The organism is Chlamydiota bacterium, assembly GCA_012729785.1.
In the GTDB taxonomy this organism is placed as follows: Bacteria; Auribacterota; Tritonobacteria; order UBA1439; family UBA1439; genus UBA1439.
On sequence record JAAYCL010000025.1, the window covers coordinates 62955 to 75090 of the forward strand.

12 protein-coding genes are annotated in these 12136 nt (G+C 69.3%); 1 reads left to right on the forward strand and 11 read right to left on the reverse strand.

Annotation, left to right across the window (positions count from 1 at the left end; translation table 11 throughout):
* Window positions 1–323 precede the first annotated feature (323 nt).
* The 4 genes from GXY35_05950 to GXY35_05965 form a co-directional block, all read right to left on the reverse strand.
* A complete protein-coding gene (locus GXY35_05950; GenBank protein NLW94118.1) occupies window positions 324–515 on the reverse strand; it encodes a hypothetical protein in 192 nt (63 codons plus the stop codon).
* Window positions 516–662: 147 nt separating this feature from the next.
* Window positions 663–1124, reverse strand: coding sequence for a hypothetical protein (locus GXY35_05955; GenBank protein NLW94119.1), 462 nt, complete (start codon window positions 1122–1124; stop codon window positions 663–665).
* A gap of 196 nt (window positions 1125–1320) precedes the next feature.
* Window positions 1321–1509, reverse strand: coding sequence for a hypothetical protein (locus tag GXY35_05960; protein ID NLW94120.1), 189 nt, complete (start codon window positions 1507–1509; stop codon window positions 1321–1323).
* A 134-nt stretch (window positions 1510–1643) separates the two neighbouring features.
* Window positions 1644–3518 carry a hypothetical protein gene (locus GXY35_05965; GenBank protein NLW94121.1) on the reverse strand — a complete coding sequence of 625 codons (1875 nt, stop codon included), beginning with the start codon at window positions 3516–3518 and terminating at the stop codon, window positions 1644–1646.
* 319 nt (window positions 3519–3837) lie between these two features.
* On the opposite strand from GXY35_05965, the gene GXY35_05970 reads away from it, so the two are divergent.
* Window positions 3838–4833: a hypothetical protein gene (locus GXY35_05970; GenBank protein NLW94122.1), complete on the forward strand. Its 996-nt coding sequence runs from the start codon at window positions 3838–3840 to the stop codon at window positions 4831–4833.
* Window positions 4834–4841: 8 nt separating this feature from the next.
* Here GXY35_05970 and GXY35_05975 read toward each other — a convergent pair whose 3' ends face one another.
* The 7 genes from GXY35_05975 to GXY35_06005 form a co-directional block, all read right to left on the reverse strand.
* The gene (locus GXY35_05975) at window positions 4842–5228 is read right to left on the reverse strand and encodes a hypothetical protein (protein NLW94123.1); all 387 of its coding nucleotides are present in this window, start codon (window positions 5226–5228) and stop codon (window positions 4842–4844) included.
* A gap of 146 nt (window positions 5229–5374) precedes the next feature.
* Window positions 5375–7018 (reverse strand): alpha-D-glucose phosphate-specific phosphoglucomutase, encoded by a 1644-nt coding sequence (locus tag GXY35_05980; protein NLW94124.1) that lies wholly within the window; start codon window positions 7016–7018, stop codon window positions 5375–5377.
* 233 nt (window positions 7019–7251) lie between these two features.
* The gene (gene queC, locus GXY35_05985; GenBank protein ID NLW94125.1) at window positions 7252–7947 is read right to left on the reverse strand and encodes a 7-cyano-7-deazaguanine synthase QueC; all 696 of its coding nucleotides are present in this window, start codon (window positions 7945–7947) and stop codon (window positions 7252–7254) included.
* Window positions 7948–8207: 260 nt separating this feature from the next.
* On the reverse strand, window positions 8208–9143 hold the full coding sequence (locus GXY35_05990; GenBank protein ID NLW94126.1) for a hypothetical protein: 936 nt from the start codon (window positions 9141–9143) through the stop codon (window positions 8208–8210).
* A gap of 37 nt (window positions 9144–9180) precedes the next feature.
* Window positions 9181–9738: a hypothetical protein gene (locus GXY35_05995; protein ID NLW94127.1), complete on the reverse strand. Its 558-nt coding sequence runs from the start codon at window positions 9736–9738 to the stop codon at window positions 9181–9183.
* 113 nt (window positions 9739–9851) lie between these two features.
* A complete protein-coding gene (typA, locus tag GXY35_06000; protein NLW94128.1) occupies window positions 9852–11741 on the reverse strand; it encodes a translational GTPase TypA in 1890 nt (629 codons plus the stop codon).
* A gap of 146 nt (window positions 11742–11887) precedes the next feature.
* Window positions 11888–12088, reverse strand: coding sequence for a cold-shock protein (locus GXY35_06005; GenBank protein NLW94129.1), 201 nt, complete (start codon window positions 12086–12088; stop codon window positions 11888–11890).
* Between the last annotated feature and the right edge of the window lie 48 nt (window positions 12089–12136).

The window sequence follows — 12136 nt, forward strand, 5'->3', positions numbered from 1 at the left end:
CGAAGATACGGGCGCACGAAACGGATCCCGGACGCCGCCGGCTGCGGCGAACCCGGGCCCGGGAGGGGCGCGGCGCAGACGACCGATGGACGCCGGAACGGAAGCGGCGCGGGGACGGCGACGGGGCCGCGAACCGAAGAACCGCCCCCCTCGTTCAGGCCGGCGACGACGCCGCATCTTCGCCCGGGCGGCATGCGCCGGGACGGTCACGGCAGGGAGGCGGCGCGGCGATCACACGAGCCGGGCACTCTCCGCCGTACATTCGTTGCGGCGGTGGCGGCCGGCGACGGGGCGCGCCCTGCGGGGATCGGGGGATGCGGCCCCTAGTTCCCGATGCGGATGTTCTGCCCCGAATCCAGCACGCCGAAGACGCGCAAGAGCCAGAGCACCACCACGACGAGCACCACGATGTTCACGATCTTTTTGATCCTGGCCTCCATCGGCACGTAGGTGTTCACCAGCCAGAGCACCACCCCTACGACGACCAGCGTGATCACCAGCGTCAACAGGTCCATCGCGAGCCTCCTTGTGGATGCCACGCCCGTGCGGAGAGGACGAGACTTCAGGACGTATCGAGGCCTCCTTCCTCCGGCGCCGCCGGTTGTGCTGGCCTGACCGCATCCCCCCGGGGTATGCGCGCGGGGGGCCGGCCCCATCGGCCTCTACGCGATATCGTCCTCAAAAGAACGCGGGTACAGCCTGCGCGCGCACTCCGGGCAGATGCCGTGCGTGAACGTCGCCTCGGAGTGCGCGCCGATGTACTCCTCGATCTGCCGCCAGCTCCCCTCGTCGTCCCGTATCCTCTTGCACGACGAGCAGATCGGAAGCAGGCCGCTCAGCAGGCGGATCCGCTCCAGCGACTCCTCGAGCTCCCCGCGCTCCTTCGCGAGCGTCTCGTTCACCGACCGAAGCACCTCCTTCAGCATCCGCTCCCTGGCGAGCCGGCGCATGGCGTCGTCGAGCAGGACCCCCTCGCCGACGATCAGCGCCGAGATGACGATATCCAGGTACAGCCGGTCCGAGGGGGCGAACAGACAGAAGCCGCCGATCTCCTCCACCCCCAGGATGATCACCGCGCAAAGGACGCTGAGTATCGTGAACGCGTACTGTTTCAGGAATGCCATCGCCCCGCCGGTTCAGTTGCCGCCTGCGTGGCGAGTATAGCATATCCTCCGCGCGATGCCCACGGTTCGGGGATTGCGGTCAGGCGCTGCGCCGCCGACCGTCAGGGGTATTCCGGCGCGAGGAAGGGTTCGGAGGCGATTCCCGGGGCCGCCGCCCGGCATGCGCCGGAGCGATCCACCGTCTCCCGCGATCGATCTACGCGGACCTCTTCTGGATCGCCACGAGGATCCGCCCGAGTCGTTTGTGCCCCGCCTTGAGATACCAGTTCGCCCACCAGGCGGCCAGATCCCGCGCGGACCACGCCTCGAGATTCCGCGCCAGCTCCTCGTGCGCCGCGGACGCGGCCTCGTCCATCCGCCGCATCGCCTCTTCATTCTTCGGCATCGTCCCCCTCCCCGGCGCCGCGCCGTGTCCCGCGCGGCGCAGGCATCCGGACTCCCGCTCCCGTCGGAAACCGACCCCCGCCCCGGCGGCTGCGCCGGGCGGGTCCGGAACATACGACGAGGCCGTCACCGGCGTCAGTGCGGGAACAGCTTGAACCGCGCGCCCGCGTCGAGGAACGCATCCGTACGCCCCTCGATCCGCTTTGCGGGATCGAAGAAGAGGCCGACGATCTCGTACGCGCCGAGGGGGACGCCGGGGGGGATCAATCCCTCGAGGATGGTCGTCTCGAACCCCGCGTCGAGGCGCGGGATGTTCGAGGCCACCGGCTGGAGATCGATCGTCAGCGTTTTCGCGTCGAGCATCGTTCCGTCCGGCAGTATGACGACGGCGAACGCCGTGAACGGCCGCTCTATCGCCTTGTTCGACTTGAAGACGGCCCTGAGCGGCTGGCCCGGGGAGAACGACTCGCCGTTCACGCTGACCTGCGCCGTGGGGATCGGCGTGGGGCCGGCCTGCGAAGCGGCATACCGGGCGATGAAGAGGTCGTCGGCGCCCGCCGACTCGAGCGGACTCTCCTCCTCCTCGCCGGGGCCGAAGATGGAGAGTCCGGCGAACCGGCCGGTCACGAGGATGCCGGTTTCCCCGGCTGCGGCGATGCCGAGGCCCTCGTCCGCGCCCTTTCCCCCCGCGCGCCGCGCCCACTCCAGGTCGCCGTTTGCGTCGTAGCGTGCGACGAAGACGTCGCTGCCGCCCGCCGAGACGAGCTCCACCGCCCCGGGTTCCCCGAGACCGAAGTCGGCGCGGCCGGAAAACCGACCCGTGACAATCGCCGGGCCGCCGGCCGCCCCCGCCACGCGGCTGGTCCGGCCGACGGCGGCGATGCCGGCCCCCTCGTCGGCGCCCACACCACCCGCGCGCCGCGCCCACTCCAGCCCGCCGGTCGCCTCGTAGCGGGCGATGAAGATGTCGCTGCCGCCCGCCGACTCGAGCGTGGTCACGCCCGTCTCCGGGGCGCTGAACGTCGCGCGTCCCTCGAAGAGCCCCGTGACCAGTGCCCCGCCCCCGGCGCACGCGGCGACGGCGAGCCCGGCGTCGTCGCCCTGGCCGCCGGCCGGTTTCGCCCATTTCAGCATGCCGGTCTTTTCGTAGCAGGCGACAAAGATATCGCTGTTGCCCGCCGGGACAAGCGTGGTCGCCTTTCCCTCGCCCGTCCCGAACACGGCCTCCCCTCCGAACCGTCCCGTCACGGCGACCGAGCCGTTTGCCAGGGCGGCGACGCCCAGGCCCTCGTCCCAGCCCGGTCCGCCCGCTCGTTTCGCCCACTTCAGCCCGCCGCCCGCGGTGTAACAGGCGACGAAGATGTCGGAAAAGCCCGCCGACGTGAGCTCGACCTGCGTGGACTCGCCGCGCCCGAAAACGGCCTTGTCCCAGAAGATCCCCGTCACCACGACCGAGCCGTCCGCCAGCGCGGCGACCGCCGTGCCCGCGTCCGCGTAGTCGCCCCCGGCGCTCTTGGCCCACTTCAGCGCGCCGTTCCCGTCGTAGCGGGCGACGAAAAGGTCGATGGAACCGGCCGACGTGAGCGTGACCTCGCTGTCCGTGCCCCAACCGAACACGGCCGTGCTGTCCCTCCCCCACCCGAACGCGCCGGTCACGACGACCGACTCATCGTCGCACGCCGCGATCCCGCCCGCCCCTTCCGTATAGTTCCCTCCCGCGCTTTTCACCCACGCCGGCGTGCCGCCTGAATTATAGCGGGCGACGAAGAGGTCCCATTCCCCCGCGGAGGCGAGCGTCGTCCTGTTCTCGTCGTCCGCGCCGAAGACAGCGTCCTTCTCGAAGCGTCCCGCCGTCCAGAGACCCCCGTCGGCGTTGGCGGCGATACAGGTTCCCGCGTCGTTGTAGAGCCCCCCCGCGCGCACCGCCCACTCCAGGTCGCCCCCCTCCAGCGCCGCAATCCACCGCGCCAGCGGCGAAAGGATGCACACCAGATACGCAGTCAGGCTCATTGCGCCCCTCCGTCGACATTCGTCTCATACACGATTGTACACCACGCGGCGCGCCGCCGCCACACCGCCGGCCTTGCGCGTGCCGCGGGGCTCGATCGTCGCGGGAACAGATGCTACCATCTCTGAGGGTGCGCGTGGAGATCGCCGCGGCATGGGCGGTGCCTTTCGGTGCACGCCCGCGCGGTCCGCGGCAGTTTTGCCTCGCGGCGGGGAGGGATCGCGGCGGACGGGGCGCGCCTGTCCTCGGACAAGCCCGCGCCACCCTCCATAGACGCTCGGGAAGGGATTTGCAGTCGAACGCACAACGGAAGGAGCCGCCATGATGATGCCCGTCGCGCGCGTACGCACGATCGCCCTCGCCGCCGTCTTCGCCGTCCAGGCCGCGGCGCTCGACGCGGCGCCTTCTGAGGACGCGCTCTGCTTCGTGCAGTTCCACCACCCGGGCGACGAGCACGAGCCGGACACGCCGACGCAGCGCACCTGGAACCGCGGCTACCACCGCAGGAAGTTTCTGCTCCAGCGCGCGGTGTTCCTCGCCTCCCCCGGCGCGAAACCGTCCGCGGGCGAGGCGGTCTTCTGGGCCGAGTGGGAACCGCCGTCTCTGCTCGTGAGGAAATTCGAGAAACCCGCGCAGGACGAGCCCCGTTTTCTGTTCCGCCCCGTCCTGGGGGAGTTCCAGAAGGCCTCGCCGCCGTACCAGAACACCGACCCGTTCGTCTTCGGCGGGCCGTTCCTCTTCGGCAACTGCAAGCAGAACGACAAGCGGGGCAGGCCGACCGAACTCCAGTCCATGCGGAACGGCTCGGTGATCCTCTTCGGCTCGAACCGGGGCGGCTCGAAATTCGTCCTCGACACCGTCTTCGTCGTGGACGGCTGGACGCCGTACGCCACCGTCGACTACGCCGAGACGCTCAAGGGGAAGGTCCCTCCGGAGTATTTCGACGTGACCCTGCACCCGATCGCGCACGACCTCGCGGTGAACGGGCAGCCCGGCTGCTCCTACCGGCTCTACACCGGGGCGACATGGGAGAAACCGTACGGGCGGATCTTCAGCTACTTCCCCTGCAGACCGTACCGCGAAGGGGACCGACGCGGATTCGCCCGGCCCGTCATCACGCTGCCGGGGATCGTCGACAACGAACTGAGGGGCTGGCAGCGGATGAACCCGCAACAGAACGTCGAGTCGGTGGCAAAACTCTGGGACGAGGTCACGCGACAGGTGCTCGCCCAGGGGCTCTCCCTGGGCGTCCACGCCGAGATGCCGAAAAAACACTCGACCGTAGACGTTGTATCTAACCATCACCCCGACAGATAGTTATGCCTTTAATCGTCCCTATTGAGCACTGATGTCCCATCACTGCTGTCCGGGTATAACGTGAACAGCGTCAACCGGTCATCGACATTGGCCTCTGGCAGCTTCTGTTCGGATTCCGTGACTACCTGCAGCAGAGGGGGGATCTCGAAAAGGGTCTGGCCCAGAACCTGCAGGATCGTGTAGAGATCCTTGTCGAGGTTGAGCCACTTCTTGCCGATGGCGATCGGCACATAGACGGAGATGGCGCTCCATATCCTGGTCTTCACCGCGGTCAGGGACGTTCCGTAGAACACCTTGATGCGGAGGTTCTGCTTGATCCATTTGAAGAAGATCCCCATCTGCATCGGCATTTGAACAGTTGCGCGATCGTGGGAGGGCCGGGAGAAGTTGTTCATCAGGAAAGCGGGGCAACGGTTCCGCTCCTCGTCGTGGCAACAGATGCGCCGGGACCTCTCGGGATGGTTCCGGGAGGACACCCCCATCGCCTAGAGGGACGACTAAAGGCACAACTGATTCACGCCGTGGCTGTTGTATACAACGTCTACGAATGGATGGCTCTGGAGACGATTTCGCGGGCCTCGGCGATGATCGCTTCGAGGTGTTTTGGGCTTTTGAAACTCTCCGCGTAGATCTTGTAGATATCCTCGGTGCCGGAGGGCCTCGCGGCGAACCAGCCGCCCGCGCTGACCACCTTCAGTCCCCCCACCGGCTCGCCGTTTCCCGGGGCGCGCGTCAGCTTCGCGACGATCGGGTCGCCCGCCATCTCCTTCGCCCGGACGTTCTCCGGGGAGAGCGATTTCAGCCGCTTCTTCTCCTCGCTTGTCGCCGGCGCGTCGATCCGGGCGTAGTAGTGCGGCCCGAACTCCCGCTCGAGCCCGGCGTACTGCTCCCCCGGATCCTTCCCGGTGACGGCGGCGATCTCCGCCGCGAGGAGCCCCAGCAGCATCCCGTCCTTGTCGGTGGTCCAGACCGTGCCGTCGAAGCGCAGGAAGCTCGCCCCTGCGCTCTCCTCCCCGCCGAAGCAGAACGAGCCGTCGAAGAGGCCCGGCGCGAGGTACTTGAAGCCGACGGGCACCTCGCAGAGGGTGCGGCCCCGCGACGCCACGACGCGGTCGATCATGCTGCTCGAAACGAGCGTCTTCCCCACCGCCGCGCGCGGGGACCATCGCGGCCGATGGGCGAGCAGGTAGCCGATGGCGACGGCGAGATACTGGTTTGGGTTCATCAACCCCGCGGCGGGGGTGACGATGCCGTGCCGGTCGGTGTCGGGGTCGGTGCCGAAGGCGACCCGATACCGGTCCTTCAGCCCCACGAGTCCCGCCATCGCGTAGGGGCTCGAGCAGTCCATCCGGATCTTCCCGTCGTGGTCGGCAGTCATGAAGGCGAACGTCGGGTCGACGGCGGGGTTCACCACCGTGAGGTCGAGCCCGTAGCGCTCAGCGATCGGGTTCCAGTAGCGCACCGACGCCCCGCCGAGCGGGTCCACGCCGATCCCGATCCCCGAGGCGCGCACCGCGTCGAGGTCGAGCACCGACGCCAGGTCGTCGATGTACGGCCCCGCGTAGTCGTGTGCGCGGGTCGTGGACGCCTTCAGCGCCGCCTGGTGCGACATGCGTCGCACCCCCCGGTTGTGTTCCTTGAGGAGCTCGTTGGCGCGGTTCTGTATCCACGCGGTCGTCTCCGTGTCGGCGGGGCCCGCGGTCGGCGGGTTGTATTTGATCCCTCCGTCCGCCGGGGGGTTGTGCGAAGGGGTGAGCACAATCCCGTCGGAGACGGAGCGGGGATTGAGGCGGTTGTGCGTGAGGATGGCCCACGAGATCACGGGGGTGGGGGTGAATCCGTCGCCGACCTGGATGTACGTCTCGACGCCGTTGGCGGCGAGCACCTCGAGCGCCGTGCGCTGGGCCGGCGCGGAGAGGGCATGCGTGTCCCTCCCGAGGAAGAGAGGGCCGGCGATGCGGTGGCGGCGGCGGTAGTCGCAGACCGCCTGCGTCACGGCGAGGATGTGCGCCTCGGTGAAGGTGCGATCATGCGTGTGCCCGCGGTGGCCGCTCGTCCCGAAGCTCACGAGCGTGCCCGGGTCGCCCGGGTCGGGCCTGTTCTCGTAGTACCCCTTTTCGAGCGCGGCGACGTCGATCAAGAGTTCCCTGGAGACCTTTTTGCCCGCGAGTGGGCTGACCGCCATGGTGCACCGTCCTTTCGCATGGGTTTCCGACGGATAGTATAGCAGGGTTCCCCCCGCCTCAGAGACGGTCGGGCGCATCCGTTCCCCTCGCCCGCGGCGGAGGGGGTTAAAAGGGGGACGGCGGAAGGGGCGGGCCTCCCGGGGCGCGAAAGGCGTTGCGTCGCGCGGCTGCACGGCGTATCGGTCCCCGGGGCGGACACGCCGGCCATACCCCGTTCCGCGGCCGACCGCCGTCAATGGGATCTTGAGGGGATGGGGTCGGGTACGCCGGCCTCACGAAAACCCCGCAGCCGGAGGGCGCAGCTGTCGCATACCCCGCACGCCTCGGGGCCGTTGCTCGCGTAGCAGGACCAGGTGAGGTAGAACGGCGCGCCGAGACGCACCCCCCGTCGCACCACGTCCGCCTTGGTCGCGCGCAGGAGGGGCGCCACGACCCTGATCCCCGCCCCGCGCCTGGTCCCCAGCGCGGCGGCCCTGTTGAACGCCTCGATGAACACGCCGCGGCAGTCCGGGTAGCCCGAGCCGTCCTCCTCGAGCGCGCCGATGAAGATCCGCTTCGCCCCGATCACCTCGGCCCAGGAGACGGCCATCGCCAGGATGGTGGCGTTCCTGAACGGCACGTAGGTCGAGGGGACCCCCCGGCGCGAGAGGTCCGCCTCGGGTATGGGCATCGAGCGGTCGGTCAGACTGGATCCGCCGATCCGCGCGAAATGGTCGGCGCGGAGGACGAGGCGCCGGGCGGCGGGAACGCGGTAGAAGTCGGCGATATCGTGGAACGCCTTGTGCTCGCGCGGTTCGGTCAGCTGGCCGTAGTCCAGGTGGAGGCAGGCGAGATCGTACCGCCGGGCCGCCATCGCGACCGCCACGCAGCTGTCCATTCCTCCGCTCAGGAGACAGACGGCGAGGGGACGTGTCGGTTTCTTTTCCATGCGACGCCGACAGTATATCGCGAACCCGCCAGCCAATACGACGGGAAACGTCAGGACACGAGCCTATTCCAGGCGCGCGCCCCCCCGGTGCCGCCGCGCTACCCCCGTGTCCATCTGCGTGCAGCCGGGGATTCAGGCTCTTTCCGTTCCGGCGCGTTCTCCACGGTGATCCCCCTCTGTGCCGGCGCGGATCCGCGGAGACGCAAGCCGTCGCGCACCTCAGAGCGCCGGGGAACATTTGACGCCGGGCCGGGCCTTCCCTATTCGTGCAGCGTCCAGCGGTCCTTGACCGCGTAGCGCCCGTACCGCAGCCACCCGGCCTGCAGCGCCCGCGCCGCCACGGTCGTCCCCTCCACCCGTACCTCCACGATTGTGCGGACCGTCCCCGGGCCGACCGCGCCGCAGGAGACCTGCCAGACGCCGCCCTCCTCCTCGAGGAAGCGGGAGGGGTCGTTCGCCGCCGCCCCCGCGGGGTCGAGGACCCGCATCCGCGAATAGGCGTGCGTGTGCCCGCTGAAGACGGCCCGCACCCTGTCGCCGTGCGAGACCAGCATCCGCCAGAAGTCGTCGCGCGACCGCCGGTACGCGTTGAAGGAACTCTTGAGGTGCCGGGAACGCGGGAAGGCGGGCTCGTGAAACAAGAGGAACACGTGGTCGATCGACGCCGGCGCCGAGGCGATCGCCGCCTCCGCCCATTCCCTGCCCGCGGCATTGATCACGCCCTTGCGCCCGAGCTCGGTGTACGCATCGATCACGATCAGGCGCGCGTTCCGGTGGTCGATATGGAAATCGCAGGCGCGCGGGTGCCTCCTGACCGCCCCGGGGAGCGCCGGGATGATCGTCTCCCGGACGCAGCCCAGATGCGCGCGCTCCTCCTCGTCGTCGTGGTTCCCGATCACCGGGAGGAAGAGCGGACGCAGCGCGGGATTCGGGAAGACGCCGAGGAAGTCGCGGTACCGGGCGGCCGCCGGATCCATATCGCCCGCAACGGCGATCAGCTCGACGGGCGGGTACGGCGGCAAGGAACCGGCGGCGCGGTCGCGGACCTCGCGGAGCGCGGCCCTCCAGACGGCCCCGTGCCGGTGCGGGTCGGAGAGGACGGCGAAGCCCCATGCGGAGGATTCGGCGCCGCGCGCGGAGGCCGCCGCGGCACACAGGAGGAGAAGCGCGAGAATCAGCGCGGCGGCACGGCGCATCAGGCTGCCCTCCTTCACCTGGTCTTTCGGCGCGGCGTCAACCGCGAACCCACCCGCGGTGGACGATTTCCGGGACCGTGAAACGGAGGCTGCGGCTATGGGCCCAGGCGATGAACTCCGGGTCCCTCGCGGCGGCGGTGGAGAGGTACTCGGGGCGCGGCGTGATGTTCACCCGCCCGAGGTCGAGCCGGTCGGCGTCCCAGCAGGTCTGCACCGTGACGTCGCCGTGCGTGAGCATCCGGGTGTGATCGGCGCAGGCGACGTGCAGCAGGGAGAACTGCGCGTCGGAGAGCTCGTACATCCTCCCGCGCAGCGCCGCCGCGAACAGCGCGCCGCGGGGGCCGTGCTCGGGGTCCGTCCCCTCGTTCTCGCGCCGGGCGTCGTGGAAGACGGAGAAGAGCTCGACGACCTCCGCGTCCGCCCCGGTGATGAGGGCGAGCCGGAGGGCGGTCTCGCGCACCCGCGCCCAGTGGCACACCCCGTGCGGGCCGTGCCAGCGAAGCGCGTACCCTCTCCGTATCTCCTCGATGAGCTCGGGCGTCACCACGGGACGTGGCCTCCGTGCGCGAAACGGCGCCTCTGGAATCGCCGACATGCTACCATACGCCGCGTCCGGCCGTAAGGGGCTGCGCCCGGCGTGGGGGACGTCGGGCCCGGAGGCGTTCGCCCGCGCCGCGGCACGGCCGGGCGGAGGCGCCGGGGGGCGGATCAGCCTCCGGTCGCGACCAGCCTCCGGAACGATTTCTTCCTCTGCTCGGCGTCGAGAATGCCCTTGCGGACGCGGACTGACTTCGGCGTGACCTCGACCAGCTCGTCGGCGGCGATCCACTCGATGGCGCTCTCGAGCGTGAGTTTCCGGGGGACCTTCAGCCCCTCGAACAGCTCCTTCGTGGCCGAGCGGCAGTTGGAGAGGTGCTTCTTCTTCGTCGGGTTGCAGGGCATATCCTCGGGACGCGAGTACTCGCCGACGATCATCCCCGCGTACACCGGGTCCATCGGGGCGACGAAGAGGGTCCCGCGCGCCTGGAGGTTTTTCAGCGCGTAGGAGGTCGCCGGCCCGGTGTCCATCGAGATCATCGAGCCGCGGGTGCGGGAGGAGATCTCCCCCGCCCACGGCCCGTACCCGGTGAAGCGGGACGAGAGGATCCCGAGGCCGCGCGTGTCGGTTAAAAACTCTCCCCGGTAGCCGATCAGGCCGCGGGTGGGGATACGGAAATCGAGCCGGATGACGCCGCGGCCGTTGTCCTGCATCGCCGTCATCTCGCCGCGGCGGCGCGCGACCTTCTCGAGCACGGCCCCATGGAACTCCGCGGGCACCTCGATGACGAGGTGCTCCATCGGCTCCTGGAGATTCCCCTCCGCGTCGGTCGCGGTGATGACCTCGGGGCGGGTGACGCAGAGCTCCATCCCCTCCCGCCGCATCTCCTCGATCAAAACGGCGAGGTGGAGCTCGCCGCGCCCGGAGATCTTGATCCGGTCGGCGCGCCCGGTCTCCTCGACCCTGAGCGAGACGTTGACGCGCCGCTCGCGGTCGAGCCGCGCGCGTATCTGGCGCATCGTCACCGCGCATCCCTCGCGCCCCGAGAGGGGGCCGCTGTTGACGAGGACGAACATCGAGACGGTCGGTTCGGCGATCTCCAGCGGGGGGAGGGCGGGCGACAGGAGCCCCGGGGCGGAGAAGGTGTCACCGATCGAGATCTCCTCGGGGCCCGCGAGCCAGACGATGTCGCCGGCGAAGACCTGTTCGACCTCGCACCGTTCCAGCCCGCGCGTCACCCACAGGTGCGCGGAGACCGCGGACTCGACGCCGGCGACCTCCCACGACTCCCCGCGCGCGCCGGAGCCGTCGTGACGCGTCCAACGGGTCATCGTCTTGAGGAGCGGATCGCCGAGACGGTGGACGCCCTGGAGGACGCGCCCGCAGCCGATGCGCCCGAAATAGTCGCTCCAGGCCAGCGTGCTCACCTGCATCCGGAACGGGGCGTCGCGCTCGACCGGCGGCGACGGCACGTGCGCGATGATCGCCTCGAAGAGGGGCTCCATCCCGCGCGGGCCCTCGAGGCCCGGGTCGCGGACGAACCACCCCTCCAGGCCGGAGCCGTAGAGGACCGGGAAGTCCGCCTGGGCGTCGCTCGCCCCGAGCTCGACGAACAGGTCGAACGTCTTGTTCAGGGCGCGGAGCGTGTCCGCCTGCGGGCGGTCCGCCTTGTTGATGATCACCACGACGCGCAGGCCGAGGCGGAGGGCGTGCATCAACACGTAGCGGGTCTGGGGCATCGGGCCCTCGATCGCGTCCACGAGCAAGAGCACGCCGTCCACCATGGAGAGGACGCGCTCCACCTCGCCCGAGAAATCGGCGTGGCCGGGGGTGTCCACGATGTTGATCAGGTACCCGTTCCACTCGACCGTGCAGTGCTTGGCGCGGATCGTGATGCCGCGCTCACGCTCGAGTTCGTTGTTGTCCATCACCCGCTCCTCGACCCGGGCGTTGCTGCGGAAGACGCGGGCAGCCCGGAAGACCGAGTCTATCAGCGTGGTCTTGCCGTGGTCGATGTGGGCGATGATCGCCAGGTTGCGTATCTTGTCTGCGGCTGTCACATGGGCACCGTAGCGGACCGAGGGAGCGCCTGGGCGGGAGACCCCGCCGGAAAGTCAAAACGCGCCGGATTGGAACCGTTCCCGCGCGCGGAAGACGGAGACGAAACGGGCCCGGCGGTCCGCCGGGCCCGTCCGGGATGGCAGGATTAGAGCGGGACCACGCGCGACGCCTTGTCCCCCTTGGGGCCTTTCTCCACCTCGAACTCGACCTCCTGGCCCTCATCGAGGCTCTTGTACCCCTCGCCCTGGATCGAGGTGTGGTGCACGAACACATCACCGCCGGTCTCGGAGGTGATGAATCCGTACCCCTTCTGATTGCTGAACCATTTGACTTTGCCCTTCGGCATGGCGATCACGCCTCCTTTTTACGGTACTGCGACAAGGCCATATACTGA

Bases quoted from the DNA above. Each gene is read 5' to 3' on its own strand.
- GXY35_05980 (NLW94124.1), bottom strand. From the start codon at position 7,018: ATGGCGGTCAGCCCACTCGCGGGCAAAAAGGTCTCCAGGGAACTCTTG.
- queC (NLW94125.1), bottom strand. From the start codon at position 7,947: ATGGAAAAGAAACCGACACGTCCCCTCGCCGTCTGTCTCCTGAGCGGA.
- GXY35_05970 (NLW94122.1), top strand. From the start codon at position 3,838: ATGATGATGCCCGTCGCGCGCGTACGCACGATCGCCCTCGCCGCCGTC.
- GXY35_05975 (NLW94123.1), bottom strand. From the start codon at position 5,228: ATGAACAACTTCTCCCGGCCCTCCCACGATCGCGCAACTGTTCAAATG.
- GXY35_05990 (NLW94126.1), bottom strand. From the start codon at position 9,143: ATGCGCCGTGCCGCCGCGCTGATTCTCGCGCTTCTCCTCCTGTGTGCC.
- GXY35_05995 (NLW94127.1), bottom strand. From the start codon at position 9,738: ATGTCGGCGATTCCAGAGGCGCCGTTTCGCGCACGGAGGCCACGTCCC.
- GXY35_05955 (NLW94119.1), bottom strand. From the start codon at position 1,124: ATGGCATTCCTGAAACAGTACGCGTTCACGATACTCAGCGTCCTTTGC.
- GXY35_05950 (NLW94118.1), bottom strand. From the start codon at position 515: ATGGACCTGTTGACGCTGGTGATCACGCTGGTCGTCGTAGGGGTGGTG.
- GXY35_06005 (NLW94129.1), bottom strand. From the start codon at position 12,088: ATGCCGAAGGGCAAAGTCAAATGGTTCAGCAATCAGAAGGGGTACGGA.
- GXY35_05965 (NLW94121.1), bottom strand. From the start codon at position 3,518: ATGAGCCTGACTGCGTATCTGGTGTGCATCCTTTCGCCGCTGGCGCGG.
- GXY35_05960 (NLW94120.1), bottom strand. From the start codon at position 1,509: ATGCCGAAGAATGAAGAGGCGATGCGGCGGATGGACGAGGCCGCGTCC.